At 66.9% G+C, this 18,562-nt stretch carries 14 protein-coding genes; 12 read left to right on the top strand and 2 right to left on the bottom strand.

Annotated elements, in window-relative coordinates; all coding sequences use genetic code 11:
- The first annotated feature begins 64 nt into the window (after positions 1-64).
- Positions 65-1,189, top strand: a complete 1,125-nt coding sequence (locus tag DYI37_RS04905) for an FAD-dependent oxidoreductase (RefSeq protein WP_280986974.1) — start codon at positions 65-67, stop codon at positions 1,187-1,189.
- 74 nt (positions 1,190-1,263) lie between these two features.
- On the opposite strand, the gene DYI37_RS04900 is transcribed toward DYI37_RS04905, so the two are convergent.
- Entirely contained in the window at positions 1,264-2,163 is a 900-nt protein-coding gene (locus tag DYI37_RS04900; RefSeq protein WP_116682083.1) for a D-alanyl-D-alanine carboxypeptidase family protein, read from the bottom strand.
- Between the two features lie 300 nt (positions 2,164-2,463).
- On the opposite strand from DYI37_RS04900, the gene DYI37_RS04895 reads away from it, so the two are divergent.
- Positions 2,464-3,531: a GlxA family transcriptional regulator gene (locus DYI37_RS04895; RefSeq protein WP_116682082.1), complete on the top strand. Its 1,068-nt coding sequence runs from the start codon at positions 2,464-2,466 to the stop codon at positions 3,529-3,531.
- Positions 3,532-3,574: 43 nt separating this feature from the next.
- On the opposite strand, the gene DYI37_RS04890 is transcribed toward DYI37_RS04895, so the two are convergent.
- A complete protein-coding gene (locus tag DYI37_RS04890; RefSeq protein WP_425365024.1) occupies positions 3,575-4,402 on the bottom strand; it encodes an EAL domain-containing protein in 828 nt (275 codons plus the stop codon).
- A 393-nt stretch (positions 4,403-4,795) separates the two neighbouring features.
- Between DYI37_RS04890 and DYI37_RS04885 the strand changes: the two genes are divergently transcribed.
- The 10 genes from DYI37_RS04885 to DYI37_RS04840 all read left to right on the top strand — a co-directional run bounded on the left by DYI37_RS04885 (position 4,796) and on the right by DYI37_RS04840 (position 18,464).
- Entirely contained in the window at positions 4,796-6,049 is a 1,254-nt protein-coding gene (locus tag DYI37_RS04885) for a sarcosine oxidase subunit beta family protein (protein WP_116682081.1), read from the top strand.
- Between the two features lie 25 nt (positions 6,050-6,074).
- On the top strand, positions 6,075-6,392 hold the full coding sequence (locus tag DYI37_RS04880) for a sarcosine oxidase subunit delta (protein WP_116682080.1): 318 nt from the start codon (positions 6,075-6,077) through the stop codon (positions 6,390-6,392).
- Between the two features lie 13 nt (positions 6,393-6,405).
- Positions 6,406-9,390, top strand: a complete 2,985-nt coding sequence (locus DYI37_RS04875) for a sarcosine oxidase subunit alpha family protein (RefSeq protein WP_116682079.1) — start codon at positions 6,406-6,408, stop codon at positions 9,388-9,390.
- A complete protein-coding gene (locus DYI37_RS04870; protein WP_116682078.1) occupies positions 9,383-9,955 on the top strand; it encodes a sarcosine oxidase subunit gamma in 573 nt (190 codons plus the stop codon). Before DYI37_RS04875 ends, DYI37_RS04870 begins: the two co-directional genes overlap by 8 nt.
- An 84-nt stretch (positions 9,956-10,039) precedes the next feature.
- Positions 10,040-11,299, top strand: a complete 1,260-nt coding sequence (locus tag DYI37_RS04865; RefSeq protein WP_116682077.1) for an aromatic ring-hydroxylating oxygenase subunit alpha — start codon at positions 10,040-10,042, stop codon at positions 11,297-11,299.
- Between the two features lie 66 nt (positions 11,300-11,365).
- On the top strand, positions 11,366-12,472 hold the full coding sequence (locus tag DYI37_RS04860; RefSeq protein ID WP_116682076.1) for an FAD-binding oxidoreductase: 1,107 nt from the start codon (positions 11,366-11,368) through the stop codon (positions 12,470-12,472).
- A 40-nt stretch (positions 12,473-12,512) separates the two neighbouring features.
- A complete protein-coding gene (locus DYI37_RS04855) occupies positions 12,513-14,567 on the top strand; it encodes an oxidoreductase (RefSeq protein ID WP_116682075.1) in 2,055 nt (684 codons plus the stop codon).
- Between the two features lie 2 nt (positions 14,568-14,569).
- Positions 14,570-16,519: a DUF3483 domain-containing protein gene (locus DYI37_RS04850; RefSeq protein WP_116682074.1), complete on the top strand. Its 1,950-nt coding sequence runs from the start codon at positions 14,570-14,572 to the stop codon at positions 16,517-16,519.
- Positions 16,516-17,733: an electron transfer flavoprotein subunit alpha/FixB family protein gene (locus tag DYI37_RS04845; protein ID WP_116682073.1), complete on the top strand. Its 1,218-nt coding sequence runs from the start codon at positions 16,516-16,518 to the stop codon at positions 17,731-17,733. The genes DYI37_RS04850 and DYI37_RS04845 overlap by 4 nt, the downstream gene beginning before the upstream one ends.
- A complete protein-coding gene (locus DYI37_RS04840; RefSeq protein ID WP_116682072.1) occupies positions 17,730-18,464 on the top strand; it encodes an adenine nucleotide alpha hydrolase family protein in 735 nt (244 codons plus the stop codon). Before DYI37_RS04845 ends, DYI37_RS04840 begins: the two co-directional genes overlap by 4 nt.
- Positions 18,465-18,562: the final 98 nt, after the last annotated feature.

Here is an 18,562-nt window from a genome sequence, read left to right as displayed (position 1 = left end):
CGGGGCGCAGATCTTGAAGTACCGATCCTCGGTCAAGAGCCGGCCGCCGGTCCGGCTTTGTCTCGTGGGGGCGGGCCACGCTCACGTGGAGGTTCTTCGCGCCCTTGCCGAACGCCCCGAGCCGGGCATCGCCCTCACCCTCGTGACGCCGCACGAGCGAACGCCCTATTCAGGCAGCCTGCCCGGCTATCTCGCCGGCTTCTACACGGCGTCGCAGATGACGATCGATGCGAAGGGGCTTGCCCGAAGGGCGGGCGCGAGGCTCCATCTCGAGCGCGCCGTGGGTCTCGATCCAGACGTGTGCCGGCTCGAGACCGAGAGCGGCGAGAGGCTCGACTACGATCTCCTCAGCCTCGATATCGGCTCCCTGCCCGGGCGTGGAGCGGGTGAGCCCGGCATTCCCGTCAAACCGATCGACCGCTTCACCGAAACGGTCGATCGCATCCTCGCCGATGCGCGCTCGGGCAACGGGCCGTTTCGCCTCGCGGTGGTCGGAACCGGCGCGGCCGGCGTGGAACTCGCCTTCGCCTTCCTCACCCGGCTTCCACGCGAACTCGGTGGGCGCCAATTCGAGATCCTGCTCATCGGCGAGGAGGAGGAAATCCTGTCCGATCGTTCGCCCCGCACGCGGGTCCGACTGACGCGAACGCTTCGCAGCAAGGGTATCGAGCCGGTTATCGGATCGCGGGTGGAGCGGGCCGAGGCCGGCCGCCTGATCCTTGCGAACGGGCGCGAGATCGTCGCCGACACGATCGTCTGGGCCGTGACGAGCCGGGCGCCGTCATGGCTCGAACGGACCGGCCTCAGCCTCGATGCCGGAGGCTTCGTTGAAGTCGATAAGGCCCTTCGCAGCCTCTCCCATCCGAACGTCTTTGCAGCGGGCGACGTCGCCTCGCTCCCCGATCCGCGTCCCAAGGCCGGCGTCTTCGCGGTACGGGAAGGACCGATCCTCGCGCGTAATCTGAGGGCCGCGGCGCTCGGCGGCTCCTTGCGGTCCTTCCGTCCCCAGTCCGACTGGCTCAACCTTCTTTCCACCGGCGACGGGCGGGCGGTCGCCGACAAATGGGGAATTTCCCTCGAAGGCGCATGGGTCTGGCGCTGGAAGGACTGGAACGACCGGCGCTTCGTCGAGCGTTACAATCGCTTCGCCGGTTCGTCCGCGGAACGCAATCGGAGCGGTCGGGTGTGAAACCGGTTCGCGTCCGGCGCCTCCGCACCCGGGCCACGGCGCGCGTCCCGCGCTTTGAGCCACGGGATCAAACCTCAGCTGCCGGCGCCCACATAGCGCTCGATCAGATCGCTGACCTCGGCGTCGCGCTCGCGCGAGGACGGGCCGCCGAGGACGACCACGATGAGCCGGCGGCCGTCGCGGTTGACGGAGGCGACGAGGTGGGAGCCCGCATCGTTGATGTAACCGGTCTTGATCCCGTCGACGCCGCGCACCTTGCCGAGCAGCTTGTTCGTCGCGCGATAGGTGCGCCCATCATATTCGTAGGACTGGATCTGGAACAGCGAGGCGCGCTCGGGAAAGCGGGACAAGAGCGCGCGTCCGAGGATCGCCATGTCGCGCGCGCTGGAGGCCTGGCGGGGGTCCGGAAGCCCCGAGGCGTTGACGAACTGGGTGTGGTTCATGCCGAGGGAGCGCGCCTTGCGCGTCATGGCATCGGCGAAGGCGGCTTCGCTGCCACCGAGATTTTCCGCGACGGCGGTCGCGACGTCGTTGGCCGATCGCACGGCGAGCGCGGTCATGGCGAGGCGCACGGGAATGGACTGGCCGGGTTTGGCACCGAGCTTGGACGGCGGCTTGGAAGCGGCGTTCTCGCTGATCTGGATCGGCGTATCCTCGGAGATCTGGCCGTTCCGAAGCGCCTCGAAGATCATGTAGAGCGTCATCATCTTCGTGAGGGAGGCCGGATAGCGCAGCGCGTCCGCCTCGTCTTCGTAGAGCGTGCGACCCGTCCGGTAGTCCACGACGAGGGCCGAATGGCCCCGGCGCTCGATCTGGCTGTAGGCGATCGGAGCATGGGCCTCAGTGGGCGGCAGCAGGCCTTCGGCCGTCAGCTGCGAGGACTGGCAGCCGGCGAGAAGCGCCATGGACATCGCGACTGCGCAGAGGCGCGCGACGAGACCGTGGGTGCGGCCTGCCGAAGTGAAGCGCGCCATGTGCAATACCCTCTTGCCGCGATGATCCGGGCCCTTCGGGCCGACACGCCGATGCGGGTGGAACGCGAACGGCGTCAGTCATTTAACAGGTCGAACCTTGCGCGAGGAGGACATCCGGCACCCATGCGCGCAACGAGCGCCGGACGCGCTGCGACACACGGCCGTCTCGACGAACCGGACGGCCCGCGGTAAATCTTGCGTGCAAAATGCACGCCATCCCGGTCTTGCCACGGGAAAGCCTTGATATCGGCACGGTCCTCGTCTTTGATCGATTCCAGACAAGGTTCGGGAACGTTCACGATGGCGCTCGAAGAGACGAGACGGGTAGGCTCCTTCGTGGGCGCGGTCGAAACCGGACCGCGCCGGGTGGCCGGCTTGCACCCCGTTCCCCAGCTTCGCGTCGGCTTTCTCCTCGCCAACAACTTCACGCTGACGGCGCTCTCCCTCTTCATCGACACGCTGCGCCTTGCAAGCGACGATCGCGACCGCTCGCGCCAGATCCGGTGCGCGTGGTCGATCATGGCACCGCGTCCCGAACCGCTGCGCTCCAGCTGCGGGGTCTCGCTCACCCGGACCTGCGGTCTCGTCGACCCGGAAAACTTCGACTACGTGGTCGTCGTCGGCGGCCTTCTCGACGGCGGCGAACAGGTGGATCGCGGCGTTCTGGGCTATCTGGAACAGTGCGATGCAGCCGGAATCACGCTCATCGGCGTGTGTACGGGCTCCTTCGTGCTCTCGCGGGCGGGGCTCATGAAGGGGCGGCAGACCTGCGTCTCATGGTTTCACGCGGAGGATTTCGCGGCCGAATTTCCCGATCAGACGCCGGATGCCGAGCGGCTGTTCATCGACGACGGAAACCGGATCACCTGCGCCGGCGGCGGGGGTGTCGCCGATCTCGCGGCCTATCTCGTCGCCCGCCATGTCAGCAGGGACGCCGCCAAGAAGAGCCTTCACGTGCTGCAGCTCCAGGATGCGCGGCGCGGCCACGACGCCCAGCCCCATGGCGGCCCGGCGGCAACCGATTCGCGCGTGCGCCGCGCGATCCTCATGATGGAAACCCATGTGAGCGAGCCGCTCGCCGTCGATACGATCGCGATCCGGCTGAACCTGTCGGGCCGGCAGCTCGAACGCCTGTTCCGCACGACGCTCGGGCAGGCACCGGCCGCCGTCTATCGCCGGATCAGGCTCGAACACGCAAGGCGGCTTCTCGAGACGACCGCCAAGCCGGTGACGGAAATCGCCATCGAGACCGGCTTTTGCGACGGCGCCCATTTCGCCCAGAGCTTCCGGGCGGCCTTCGGCCTCTCCCCCAAGCTCGCCCGCACGAAGGGCCGTATCCCGGTCGAGGAGCCCGCGCCGGCCGATTGACCGGGGCGGTTCTCGCGGGGGCTGCCTTTGTTACCCGACCGCGTCAGGCGGCGGCGATCGAGGCTTCCGCGTCGCCCAGATCGAACCTGAAGCTTTCGAAGGCGGCCGGATTGACGCCCGGCAGGGTCTCGATCGCGGGTTTGGCGAAGTGGTAGCCCTGCATGAGGCGAACGCCCGCAGCCCTCAGCGTCGTCGCCTCGGCATGGGTCTCGATGCCTTCGGCAAGGACGACGATATCCAGTTCGCGCGCCACGTAGAGAATGGCCGAGAGGATCGCCTGGCGGGCCCGCGAGGTGTCGATGCCACGGATCAGATGCATGTCGATCTTGATGAGATCGGGCTGGAAATCGGCCAGAAGGCCGAGACCCGCATAGCCTGCCCCGAAATCGTCAAGCGCGGTGGTGAAGCCGTTCCGCCGATACTCCTCGATGATCCTGCGCAGATGAGCGACATCGTTCATCTGCTCGCCTTCGGTGAATTCGAACATGATCGAGGTGAGCGGGAACCGGCTCTTGCGGGCAGCCGAAAGCGTCGCGCGCAGGCAGGCGGCAGGCTCGTAGACCGCGTTGGGCAGGAAGTTGATCGACAGGAAGCTGCCTTCCGCCGGGAAGATGCGCGAGGCGATCTCGATCGCCTTGGTCCGGCAGGCCTGGTCGAACCGGTAGCGCTGCTCCTCGGTCACCTTGGAGAGGATCGTATAGGCGCCCTCGCCCGCCAAGCCGCGGATCAGGGCTTCGTAGCCCCAGACCCTCTCATCGACGACGTCGACGATCGGCTGGAACGCCATGGTGAACGAGAAGTCGAGGGGCTTGGAGGTCCGGCATCCTGGGCACTGCTCGCTCATCGGCGTGATCACCTCCGTTTCTGACATGGGTGTCTTCAAAGGCTGCGTTATCTCAGATCGCAGCTTAAGCCTTCGATAAGGCGGGTTCCGGAAACTGAAGGGTTTCGAGAGCCGACTAACGGTTTTCTTCCTTTCATCAGCAGTTGCACGACCAGTCGCCTTCGCAGCGCACAAGGGGCGAACCGCAACTTCGAGGGGACCAAACACCCTTGTCGCGGACCGGTTACGGGGGTTCGCAGCCGATGGAACAGGGGACTAAATCGCTGCATTCACGGCATTTCTCTTCGCTGATGCCGAAAATTTTTGCAGTGCAGCAAATCGAACAAAGCTGTCGCATTCTCAATGGCGGGCGACGGATTTTCGACAGTTTCGTATGGTTCGAAATGCGACACCGAACTTGTCTCAACGGGGGTCCGTCCTATGCGCCGCTTCTCGCTCGCTTCGCTTCTTCAGGAATCGACCAAGGGTCACACCGGCTGGGAGCGCCAATGGCGCGCACCGGAACCCAAGAAGCATTACGACGTCGTCATCGTCGGCGGCGGCGGACACGGTCTCGCGACGGCCTATTATCTCGCCACGGTCCACGGCGTCACCAATGTCGCCGTGATCGAGAAGGGCTGGATCGGCGGCGGCAATACCGGCCGCAACACGACGATCATCCGCTCGAACTATCTCTTCGACGAGTCGGCCGCGCTCTACAATCACGCGATGAACCTGTGGGAAGGCCTCTCCCAGGAACTCAACTACAACATCATGTTCTCCCAGCGCGGCGTCCTGATGCTCGCGCACAACCATCACGACGTCGTCACCTTCAAGCGCCACGTCTATGCCAACCGCCTCAACGGCGTCGACAACGAGTGGCTGACGACCGAGGAGTGCAAGGCGTTCTGTCCGCCCCTCGATACCTCGCGGAACATCCGCTACCCGGTCATGGGCGGCGCTCTCCAGAGGAAGGGCGGCACCGCCCGCCACGATGCGGTCGCCTGGGGCTATGCCCGCGGCGCCGACGCCCGCGGCGTCGACATCATCCAGAACTGCGAGGTCACCGGTCTCCAGCGCAATGCCGACGGGTCGGTGAAGGCGGTCGAGACGACGCGCGGCACGATCTCCTGCAACAAGGTCGGCGTCGTCGCGGCCGGTCACACCGGCGTCGTCATGGGCCGCTTCGGCCTGCGCATGCCGGTGGAGAGCGTGCCGCTCCAGGCGCTCGTCTCCGAGCCGGTCAAGCCGGTCTTCCCCTGCGTCGTCATGTCGAACGCCGTCCACGCCTACATCTCCCAGTCGGACAAGGGCGAGCTCGTCATCGGCGCGGGCACCGACCAGTACAACTCCTATTCCCAGCAGGGCGGCATCCACGTCACCAACCACACGCTGGACGCCATCTGCGAACTCTTCCCGCAGTTCACGCGCATGCGGATGCTGCGCTCCTGGGGCGGCATCGTCGACGTGACGCCGGACCGCTCCCCGATCCTGTCGAAGACGCCGATCAAGAACCTGTTCGTCAATTGCGGCTGGGGCACCGGCGGCTTCAAGGCGACGCCGGGTTCGGGCCACGTCTTCGCCCACATGCTGGCGACGGGCGAGCCGCACCGGATCAACGCGCCCTTCAGCCTCGACCGGTTCCGCACCGGCACCCTCATCGACGAAGCGGCCGCTGCCGCCGTGTCCCACTGACCGCTGCCGAAGAAGGAACGGATCGATGCTACTGCTTGAGTGTCCCTATTGCGGCAAGCGCGCCGAGAGCGAGTTCCACTGCGGCGGCGAGGCCCATATCGCACGGCCCGAGACGCCGGCCGAGCTCGATGACCAGGCCTGGGCGGAATATCTCTACTACCGCACCAATCCCAAGGGCCTGCATGCCGAGCGCTGGCAGCATCGCCATGGCTGCGGGCGCTGGTTCAACGCCCTGCGCGACACCGTGAGCGACAAGGTCGTCGAGACCTACAAGATGGGCGAGCCCCGTCCCGACGCCTCGAACGCGAACATCCCCGATCCCGCCAAAGTGCGCTCCGCCTGAAGGTTGAACGATCATGAGCCAGCCCTTCCGCATTCAGTCCGGCGGCCACATCGACCGCTCCAAGCCGATCTCGGTCTCGTTCAACGGCAAGACCCTCAACGGCTATCGCGGCGATACCGTCGCCTCCATGCTGCTCGCCTCCGGCTCGCATCTGGCCGGTCGCTCGTTCAAGTATCACCGCCCGCGCGGCATTCTGAGCCACGGCTCGGATGAGCCCAATGCGCTGCTCTCGGTCGACTGGCGCCCGGAAAAGGGCAAGGGCCGGCGCGATCCGAACAATCGCGCCTCGGTCGTCGAGGCGCGCAACGGGCTGAAGACCGAGACCCAGAACCACTGGCCCTCGCTCGAGCGCGACGTGGGTGCGCTCAACGACATCCTGTCGCCGGTCTTCGTCGCCGGTTTCTACTACAAGACCTTCATGTGGCCACGCAGCGCCTGGGAAAAGGTCTACGAGCCGGTGATCCGCCGTGCCGCCGGCCTCGGCGAAGCCCCCGAGGTCGCCGATCCCGATCGCTACGCCAACCGCCACGCCTATGCCGACATCCTGGTCGTCGGCGCCGGCCCCGCAGGCCTGTCGGCCGCGCTCGCGGCGTCCGAGGACGGCTCAAGCCGCGTCCTTCTCGCCGACGAGGGCTTCCTCTTCGGCGGCGCGCTCCTCAACGATGCGACCTCGACCATCGACGGCAAGCCCGCCAAGGCCTGGGTCGACGAGATGGTCGCAACTCTCGATGCCCGCGAGAATGTCGTTCTCCTGCCGCGCACGACGGTCTTCGGCTACTACAACCACAACCACGTCGCGATGGTCGAGCGCGTCGCCGATCACCGCGACGACGCGCTCGAGGGTCTTGCCCGCGAGCGCCTCTGGCAGGTGCGCGCCGGCAAGGTCATCATTGCCGCCGGCAGCCACGAGCGTCCGCTCGTCTTCGAGAACAACGACCGGCCCGGCATCATGTTGGCCGAGAGCGCCCGCGCCTTCATCAACCGCTATGCCGTCAAGCCGGGCAACCGCATGGTCGTCGCCACCTCCGGCGCCTCGGCCTATCGCACGGCTCTCGACGCCAAGGCCGCCGGCATCGCGGTCACGATCGTCGACATCCGTCTCGGCGAGGATTGCGGCACCGAGCTCGCCGAGGCGCGCGAGGCCGGGATCGAGGTCCTGACCGGCCACACGGTCGTCAAGGCGCTCGGCAAGGCCCGCGTCACCGGCCTCATCGTCGCCCCGCTCGGCAAGACCGGCGGTGTCGGCACCCGGCGCACGCTCGAATGCGACACCGTCGCCATGTCCGGCGGCTGGACGCCGTCGGTCCACCTGTTCTCCCAGTCGCGCGGCAAGCTCGTCTTCGATGCCGATATCGACGCCTTCCTGCCCGGCCAGTCGGTGCAGAACGAGGTTTCGGCCGGCGCCTGCCACGGCATCTACGATCTCTCGGCCATCATCGCCGACGGCGCGAAGGCCGGCGGCGGCAGCCGCGAGGTGACCGCGAGCGCGACCTTCACCGGCTTCCAGCCGGTGCGCGTCCTGCCGACCGACGAGGATCCGAAGAAGGTGAAGGCCTTCGTCGACTTCCAGAACGACGTGACGGCCAAGGACATCAAGCTTGCGGTGCGCGAGGGCTTCGAATCGATCGAGCACGTCAAGCGCTACACCACCACGGGCATGGCGACCGATCAGGGCAAGACGTCCAACATGAACGCCCTCGGTCTCGTGGCGGGTCTTCTCGACCGGCCGCTGCCGGCGATCGGCACCACCACCTTCCGCCCGCCCTACACGCCCGTCACCTTCGGCGCGCTCGTCGGCCCCTCGCGCGAGGAGCGGTTCGAGCCGGTCCGCAAGACCGCGATCGACGGCTGGGCCGAGGCCCAGGGCGCTGAGTTCGAGCCGGTCGGCCAGTGGCGCCGCGCCCACTACTTCCCGCGCTCGGGCGAGGACATGCATGCGGCCGTCAACCGGGAATGCAAGGCGGTCCGCACCTCGGTCGGCATCTTCGACGCCTCGACCCTCGGCAAGATCGAGGTCGTCGGCCCCGATGCCGCCGAGTTCATGAACCGCATGTACACCAATGCCTGGACCAAGCTGAAGGTCGGCGGCTGCCGCTACGGCCTCATGCTCGGGGAGAACGGCTTCGTGATGGACGACGGCGTCGTCGCGCGCCTGGCCGAGGACCGCTTCCACGTGACCACCACCACGGGCGGCGCGGCACGGGTCTTCCAGCACATGGAAGACTATCTCCAGACCGAGTGGCCGGATCTCGACGTCTTCATCACCTCGATCACCGAGCAGTACGCGGTGATCGCGCTTCAGGGTCCGAACGCCAAGAAGGTTCTCGAACCCTTCGTGTCGGACATCGACATGTCGGAGGATGCCTTCCCCCATATGTCGGTGCGCGAAGGCTTCATCTGCGGCGTGCCGACCCGCCTCTTCCGCGTCTCCTTCACGGGCGAGGCCGGCTTCGAGGTGAACGTTCCGGCCGATTATGCGGCGGCGGTGTGGAAGGCGCTCTACGAAGAGGGCCGGAAATACGACATCACGCCCTACGGCACCGAGACGATGCACGTCCTTCGCTGCGAGATGGGCTTCATCATCGTCGGCCAGGAGACCGACGGAACGGCGACGCCGGACGATGTCGGCCTGTCGGGCCTCGTCTCGAAGGTGAAGCCGGACTTCGTCGGCAAGCGCTCCCTGTCGCGCCCGGACATCCTGCGCAAGGACCGCAAGCAGCTCGTGGGCGTCCTCGCCAAGGATCCGAAGGAGGTGCTGGACGAGGGCGCGATGGTCGTCGACGATCCGACCGCCCCGGTGCCGATGCCGATCGCGGGCCATGTCACGTCGAGCTATCATTCGTCCAATTGCGGCCGGTCGATCGCCATGGCCATGGTCAAGGGCGGGCGCGACCGGATCGGAGAGACCGTCTGGGTGACGACGCCGAAGGGCTTCACCGAAGCGGTGATCGCGACATCCGTATTCTACCAGCACGAGAAGGAATCGATCGATGCTTGAGGTCAATCTCGCAAAGCGCGCCCCGGCCGTCTTCCTCGCCGAACAGGCCGGCAGGGGTCCGATCGACATCGTGCTCCAGCCGACGATGGGGCGTCTCTCCTTCCGCGCGAAGGAGGCCGCACTCGAGGGTCGCTCCGAGGTGTCCGGTCTCGCCGTGGACGGCGCCATCAACACCCGGCGCGAGAACGGCGATCTCGCCGCGATGCGCCTCGGTCCCGACGAGTGGATGTTCCTGTGCGACGACGGCGAGGTCGACAACCTTGCCGAGCGCATCGCCGAGGAGATGTCCGGCAAGGCCTTCTCGCTCGTCGACGTCTCCCACCGGGACGTGACCTTCGAGGTGAGCGGAGCGGCCTCGGACGCCGTGATCGCGTCGGGCTCGCCCCTCGATCTCTCGCTCGAGGCCTTCCCCGTCGGCATGGCGACCCGCACGATCTTCGCGAAAAGCGACATCGTTCTCGCCCGCCTGTCGCAGACCACCTGGCAGGTCACCTGCTGGCGTTCCTTCGCGACTTATGTACAGGGTTATCTGGCTGATGCCGCAAAGGATTTCGCGGTCGCCTGAACCAGGGGCGGCTCCCCGCGAGCCGCCTTCCCCAAGGGAGCCGGAATGGGCCGGCGACCTCATCGTCCTCTTCGGAGACACACCATGTTCGATCTTGTCTCGCAGTTGACCCACCGCAAGAAGGGCCACACCCTCGAAGCCCCCTTCTATCTCGACCCGGACGTGTTCGCGGCCGACATGGAGATCATCTTCGGCCAGCACTGGCTGTTCGTCGGCGTCGATGTCGACGTTCCGGAGCCGGGCGACGTGATGATGGTGAAGATCGGCGAGACCGAGATCGCGATCGTGCGCGACGACGACGGAGAGATCCGCGCCTTCCACAATGTCTGCCGCCATCGCGGCGCGCGCCTCGTCCACGAGGAGAAGACCACGGTCGGCAATCTCGTCTGCCGCTATCACTCCTGGGTCTACAACCTCAACGGCGAGCTCATCCACGCCGAGCACATGGGCGAGAACTTCGACAAGTCCTGCCACGGCCTGAAGCCGGTGCATGTGCGCTCGCTCGAAGGCCTGCTCTTCATCTGCCTCGCCGAGAATCCGCCCCAGGATTTCGACGAGATGGAGCGGCAGATGGCGCCCTATCTCGCGCCCCACAACCTGCGCGAGGCCAAGATCGCCTACCAGCACGACCTCATCGAGGAGGGCAACTGGAAGCTGACGATGGAGAACAACCGCGAGTGCTATCACTGCGGCGCGAACCATCCCGAACTCACCGTTCCGCTCTTCGCCTACGGCTTCGGCTTCGATCCCAAGGAGCTCGAGCCGCACGAGCGCGAGCATGCGGAAAACTATGCCTGCATGCTCAACGACAACCATGCCGAATGGGAGGCCCAGGGCCTGCCGTCGAAGGAGATCGACCGCCTCGACGACATGGTCACGAGCTTCAGGACCGAGCGCCTGCCGCTCGCGGGTGCCGGCGAGAGCCACACCATGGACACCAAGCGCGCCTGCAAGAAGCTCATGGGCTCCATGACCAATGCCAAGGCCGGCGCTCTCCACTTCTGGACGCAGCCCAATTCCTGGCATCACTTCATGGGCGACCATGCCGTGGTCTTCTCGGTCCTGCCGATCGATGCCGAGCGCTCCGTGCTTCGCACGAAGTGGCTCGTCCACAAGGACGCCCAGGAGGGGATCGACTACGATCTCGAAAACCTGATCGGCGTCTGGATGGCGACCAACCAGCAGGACGGCGAACTCGTCGGCTACTGCCAGCAGGGCGTTCGCGGCAAGGGCTACGTCCCCGGCCCCTACTCGCCGCACACCGAAATGCTGGTGGAGAAATGCACCAACTGGTATGTCGGCCGGATGCTCGCCCATCTGGCCAAGACCAGAGCCGTCGCCTGACGATGCGGGGGCGGACGCGAGATTTCCGCCCCTGACATTCAACGCCTCTCGAGACAGGTGAACGCCATGGACATGCCAGAGCCGAAGATCGCGCCCGTTCCCACCGGCTATTATCGCTGGGAGCCGGAAGAGGACGACGTCCTCATCTGCCGTGCCGTGCGCAACGAGACCCACGACGTGAAGACCTTCATCTTCGCGCCGCGTTTCAAGCGCCAGTTCGAGTTCGTCTCCGGGCAGTTCATGACGTTCGAGTTCGAGATCGGCGGCGAGACGATCCATCGCTGCTACACGATCTCCTCGCCTCCCTCCCGTCCCGACACGATCTCGATCACGGTCAAGCGCGTGCCGGGCGGGCCCGTCTCCAACTGGCTTCACGACGAGTTCCAGGAAGGCATGATGCTGCGCTGCACCGTCCCCATGGGCGAGTTCAGCTGGGCCGGCGAGACGCAGTCCAAATATCTCTTCATCTCCGGCGGCTCCGGCATCACGCCGATGATGGCGATGACACGGTCGGCCTTCGATCACGCGCTGATCGCCGATATCGAATTCATCCATGCGGCGCGCACGCCCGCCGACATCATCTTCCGCGAAGAGCTCGAATTCATGGGCGCTCGCAACCACTCGATCAAGCCGACCTTCATCTGCGAGGACGACTCCAAGTTCGAGCGCTGGCCCGGCTATCGCGGCCGGCTGGACATCGCCAAGCTGGAGATGATCTGCCCGGACTTCCGCTCCCGTTCGATCTATGTCTGCGGCCCGGCTCCCTTCATGAAGGCGGTACGGCAGATGGTGAAGGGCGCCGGCTTCGAGATGAGCCGGTATTTCGAGGAGAGCTTCAACTTCGATTCCTTCACCGAGGAAGCGCAGGAGCAGATCGTCGAGGCGACCGAAGTCATCGAGACGCCGCTGAAGGTCTATCAGGTCGAGTTCACCAAGACCGGCCGCACGGTCGAGTGCCCCGAGAACCTGACGGTGCTGGAAGCCGCGCGCCGCGCCGGTATCCGCGTCCCCTCCTCCTGTTCGAAGGGCCTGTGCGGAACCTGCAAGTCGCAGGTCAAGTCCGGCGAACTTGACATGAAGCATTCGGGCGGCATCCGCCAGCGCGAGATCGATGCCGGCAAGGCGCTCCTGTGCTGCGCCAAGCCCCTCAGCGATCTCGTCATCGAACGCTGATCCACCGAACCGTCCTCGATCCCGCAGGAGAGCGCACCCCATGATCGCGAATGCCGAAGCTCTGCTCAAACCCCTGACGATCAAGGGAATGACGATCCGCAACCGGGTCATGTCGACGTCTCACGCGCCCTCCTTCGGCAAGGACGGCAAGCCGCAGGAGCGCTATCAGCTCTATCACGAGGAGAAGGCCAAGGGCGGCATCGGCCTGTCGATGTTCGGCGGATCGTCCTCGGTCTCCCTCGACAGCCCGGCAACGCCCTGGAACCAGATCTCGGTCGCCGACGACAGCGTCGTTCCGTTCTTCCAGAGCTTCTCGGAGCGGATGCACAAGCACGGCGCCAAGCTGATGATCCAGCTGACCCATATGGGCCGGCGCACCAAGTGGGATACGGAGAACTGGCTGCCGGTGAAGTCGGCCTCGGTGACCCGCGAGCCCGCGAGCCGCTCGGTCTCCAAGGCGCTCGAGCAGGAGGAGATCGACCGGATCGTCCGCGACTTCGCCTCGGCCGCCCGCCGCTGCAAGGAAGGCGGACTCGACGGCTGCGAGATCTCGGCCGCCCACGGCCATCTCGTCGACCAGTTCTGGTCGCCCAACAGCAATCATCGCACCGATAAGTATGGCGGCAGCCTCGAGAACCGCATGCGGTTCGGCATCGAGGTCCTGTCGGCCATGCGCGAGGCGGTCGGAGACGACTACGTCATCGGCATGCGCATGTCCGGCGACGAACTCCTGAAGGGCGGGCTCACCGCCGAGGATCTCATCACGATCGCCACCGAATATGCCAATCGCGGGCTCGTCGACTTCCTCAACGTGATGGGTGGCCAGGCGCGCGATCATCTCGCCCACGCCGTCTCCCTGCCCAACATGTCCTTCCCCGTCGCGCCCTATCTGCCGATCGCCTCGGCGGTGAAGCGCGAGGTGGACATCCCGATCTTCCACGCCCAGCGCGTCACCGATCTCGCCACCGGCGCGCGAGCGGTCGCCGAAGGCCATGTGGACATGATCGCGATGACGCGCGCGCACATCGCCGATCCCCATCTCATCAAGAAGCTGTCGGAGGGCCGCGCCGACGACATCCGCCAGTGCATCGGCTACGGCTACTGCATCGACCGCATCTATGTCGGCAAGGACGCCCTGTGCATCCAGAACGCGGCCACCGGCCGCGAGGCGACCATGCCGCACGTGATCCAGAAGGCCGAGGTGAAGAAGCGCGCCGTGGTCGTCGGCGGCGGCGTCGGCGGCCTCGAGGCGGCCCGGGTGCTCGCCGAACGCGGTCACGAGGTCACGCTTTTCGAGAAGTCGGACAGGCTCGGCGGCCAGGTTCTCACCGCTGCCAAGGCCACCTGGCGCGAGGCACTCACCGGCATTCCGCGCTGGCTGGTCGCCCAGGTGCAGAAGCTCGGCGTCGATATCCGCCTCAACACCGCCGCCGACGATGCGGCGATCGCGGCGCTGTCGCCGGATATCGTCATCATGGCGACGGGCGGCCTGCCCCATCTCGGCGAAGTGCCGGGGGCCGAGCATGCCGTCTCCACCTGGGACGTCCTCGAAGGCAGGGTGGAGCCCGCCGGCACCGTCCTCGTCTTCGACGATATCGGCGAGCACAACGCCGTCTCCACCGCCGAGCATCTGGCCAAGAAGGGCTGCCTCGTGGAACTCGCAACCCATGACCGCATGGTGGGCGAGGAGATCGGCGGCACCAACCAGCCGGTGCATCTGCGCGAGCTCTACAAGCTCGGCGTCGTCATGACGCCGAACATGGAGCTGATCGAGATCTATCCGGAAGGCAACCGCAAGATCGCGGCCCTGCGCAATGTGATGACGCTGGAAGAGGAGGAGCGGGTCGTCGACCATATCGTCGTCGATTACGGCACCCATCCGGTGGACGAACTCCACTTCAAGCTGAAGGATCGCTCGAAGAACAACGGCTTCGTCGATCAGGACGCCGTCGTCGCCGGCCGGCCCCAGCCCTTCGAGGTGAACGGCTCGGCCGAGAAGGACGGGTTCACGCTCTACCGCGTCGGCGACGTTCTCGCCGGGCGCAACATCCACGCCGCGATCTACGACTCCCTCCGCCTCTGCAAGGACCTGTAGCGATGACGGCAGCGAGCCTGCTTCCCCTTCTCGTCCTCGCCATGATCGTCGTCGCGGGTGTCCAGATCGGGCGGCGCGCTCTGCTCTGGCGCTCGGGCTCCTTCGCAGACGTCGACTGGGTTGCCGGGGTGAAGGCGCTTCCCAAGCGCTATCTCGTCGACGTTCACCACGTGGTGGACCGGGACAAGTCGGCCTCGCGCATGCACGTGCCCGTCGCGGCCGGGCTCGTCGGCTCGGCCGGCCTTCTGGTCCTCGGCCTCGTCCCCGGCATCGCGGGGTCGCGCATCTACTGGGCGGTCGTCGCCCTCGCCTTCGCGGTCATGGCGGCCGGCGTCGTCCTCGTCGCCCGCAGGCGCTATCCGCGCGCCATGCCGCGCCTCTCGCTCGGGCGCTATCAGCGCACGCCGGTCTATCTCGGCCTGTTCGCCGGCGGCGGTCTTCTGTGCGCCCTTCTCGCAAGCTTCGGCGATCCCCTGCCCTTCTTCTCCTTCCTCGGCCTGATCTTAGCGGCGGCGGGGGGTCTCGCCCTTGCCGCACAGGCGGCGACCGGCCCCATGCGCCACGCGCTCGCGGGCGCCGCCCATCTCGCCCTCCATCCGCGCCCCGAACGCTTCGACGAGAGACTGCCCAAGGGCCGGGCGACGGGTCTGAAGCCCATCGATCTCGATGCCGCAAAGCTCGGGCGCGAGGAGCCCGCCGATTTCGCCTGGAACCGGCTTCTCTCCTTCGATGCCTGCATCCAGTGCGGCCGCTGCGAAGCCGCCTGCCCGGCCTTCGCGGCCGGCCAGCCCCTCAGCCCGAAGCATCTCATCGCCGATCTCGCGGCCGCGAGCGGCGGAGGCCATGCCAGCGCCTATGCCGGCAATCCCTATCCGAACGAACGGTCCGTCGCCCGCGAAGGCGGTCTGCACCACGCCGTCATCGGCACGGGCGGCATGGTTCATCCCGATACGATCTGGTCCTGCACCACCTGCCGGGCCTGCGTCGAGGAATGCCCGATGATGATCGAGCATGTGGATTCCATCGTCGACCTGCGCCGCTACCAGACACTCGAACACGGTGCCGTGCCCGGCAAGGGCGCCGATATCCTCGACAATTCGCGCCTCACCGACGAGCCGAACGGCCACGACGTGGCGACCCGCACGGACTTTGCCGCAGGCCTCGACCTGAAGCGCCTCGACGACGGCGCGCGCACGGACGTCCTTCTGTGGATGGGCCAGGCGGCCTTCGACATGCGCGGCCAGCGAACCCTCAGGGCGCTGATCAAGCTCCTGAAGGAGGCGAAGGTCGATTTCGCGGTGCTCGGAGAGGAACGCGACTGCGGCGATCTGGCAAGGCGCCTCGGCGACGAGGCGACCTTCCAACGTCTTGCCCGCGCCAATATCGGGGCGCTTTCGAAGGTGGGCTTCCAGCGCATCCTCACCGCCGATCCCCACGCGCTCCATACCTTGCGCAACGAATATCCGGCCTTCGGGGGCGATTACGAGGTCGTCCACCACACGGCGTTCCTCAACGATCTCGTGGCGAGCGGACGCCTCTCGCCGGCCCGGCTGACGGGAGCGGCGATCACCTATCATGATCCCTGCTATCTCGGCCGCTACAACGGCGAATTCGACGCCCCGCGCGCCCTTCTCGACGCACTCGGCCTCGAACGGCGCGAAATGGCGCGGTCGAAGCGCAAGTCCATGTGCTGCGGCGGCGGTGGCGGCGCACCGATCGCCGATATTCCCGGCGACAACCGCATTCCCGATCTCCGGATGGAACAGGTGCGCCAGACGGGCGCGGCGACCGTCGCCGTCGCCTGCCCCCAATGCACCGCGATGCTCGAGGGCGTGACGGGAGACCGGGCCGAGGTGCGCGATGTCGCCGAACTCCTCCTCGATGCCGTCGAGGCCGGACGCGGCGAAAAGGCGAAGACCGAGGCGCGGGCACGGGAGGTCGAGACCGCATGAGCCGCACCCGCCGCGATCCGAGGAACGAGCGAGAAGCAAAGTCGGTCGCCTCGAACACCCGCCGCCGCTTCGATCTGGGGCTCGTCGCCTCGACCTCGCGCCGCCCGCGGCGCGATCCACGCGCCGAATTCGCCTCGGCCGAGGTCGAGGGCCGTTCGCGCCGCCGCTTCGATCGGACCCAGACCACGGCGGCCATCGCACGACCGATCGCCGAGGCGCCGCATCGCCGGCAGGAGGAGGTGAAACCCGCGACGCGGATCGTCGAGACCCCGGCCTTTCTCGTCTTCGCGGTCCTCGAAGCTCCGAAGAACCGCCTTTCGCGCTTCGATCGCCAAGTGCTGGGTGCCGCCCGCATGCTGGCCGATGCGAAGGATGGCGGCGGCGCGGTGGTCGCCCTGGCGCCGGCCGGTCTCGAAGAGGTCGGCGCGGCGGGTGCGGACCGTATCCTGCCGTTTGCCGACGATCTCGCGCTGGACGACGCCTCGAGGGCCGCGCAGCTTCGCGCCGCCATGGAAAGCCTCGAGCCGCGCCATGTCCTCTTCGCGGAGGACGGACGCAGCGCCGACCTCGCACGCAGGCTCGCGGCCTCAACGGGCGAGTCCTTCCTGGCGGATGTCGTCTATCTCACCGCCAAGCAGGCCGCCCGGCGCAAGATCGGCATGACCGCCGAGGAGTTCGGTGCGCCCCCGCGCCTCGTCAGCATCGGCGAGGATCGGGTCGCGGCCTATGCCGGCGCGCCTTGCGAGGCGAGGCCGATCGAGGACGAGACGCACGCCTCGCCGGCGGCGGGCTCCGCGATCGTCTCCGTCGAAACGATCCCCGGCGATCCCGCCTCGCTCTCCCTTTCGGAGACCGATTTCGTCGTTTCGGCCGGCAACGGCGTCAGCGATTTCGAGGCCTTCAAGGCGCTCGCGGCCGAGTTGTCCGGCACGCCCGGGGCCTCGCGCGTCGTCTGCGATGCCGGCCTCATGCCGCGCGGGGCGCAGGTCGGCGCATCGGGCACCGTTCTTGCGGCCGACTGCTATCTCGCCCTCGGCATTGCGGGCGCGCCCCAGCATCTCCAAGGTGTCGCGGCCTGCGAGCACGTGATCGCCGTCAACACCGATCTTCATGCGGCGATGGTGGAGCGGGCGGGCCTTGCGATCATCCAGGACGCGCAGCGGGTGATGCCGGCTTTGCGCGAGCTTCTGGAAGAGCGGAGGAACGCCTCGTGAAGACCACGGTTCTCCTCTCCGCCGCCCGCCATCCGGTATCGGGGCGCGAGGCGCTGGCGCGGCTCGAAGCCCAGGCCATCGCCCTTGCGACAAGGCTCGGCGGCGATATCCGCGGCCTCCACGCCGGCCCCGAGAGCGATGCCCTTCGCGAAGCCCTCGGCGTCGGCCTGTCGAAGATCGACCGGATCGATGCGCCGAACGGATCCGATCCGATGGAGGATCTCGCATCCCATCTTCGAGCGGCCGGGCCCGACCTGATCCTTGCGGGACGACGCGGCCAGGGCGGTCTCGATAGCGGCCTCCTTCCCTATCGCCTGGCCGAACGGCTCGGCCTGACGCTGGTCGCCGACGCGATCGCGATCGAGGCGGGCAGCGAGGCGGGCACGGTCCGCATCGATCAGGCGCTCAAGAAGGGCGACCGCCGCCGCGTGACCGTGCGTCTGCCGGTGATCGTGACGGTACATCCCCTCGCCCCGCCGCCGGCCGCCTTCGCCTATGGCGCGGCCCGTCGCGGCATGATCTCGACGCATCCGGTGAACGATCCGATCCGGCAGGAAGGCCAAGGCAGCGAGTGGGAGGAGCGCCCCTATCGCAACCGGCCGAAGCTCATGCGAACGGCTTCCGCATCGAGCGGGGATGCGGCCGAGAAGCTGTTCGTCGATCCGGATCCGAAGGAAGCCGCCCGGCTGATCCTCGACTATCTGGAGCGCAACGGCATCCGCCAGTTCTGAAACCGCCGATCCGTCGATCGCATCGAAGCACGGGCGCGCCCGTGGACACCGGGACAGCCAGACCCATGAAAAAGGCCCCGGCCCAGGATCGCAGTCCT

Origin of the sequence: Fulvimarina endophytica (genome assembly GCF_003403015.1) — a bacterium.
Taxonomy (GTDB): Bacteria; Pseudomonadota; Alphaproteobacteria; order Rhizobiales; family Rhizobiaceae; genus Fulvimarina; species Fulvimarina endophytica.
The sequence above is the reverse complement of the archived record's forward strand: the minus strand, read 5'-3'. Positions and strand labels throughout refer to the sequence as shown.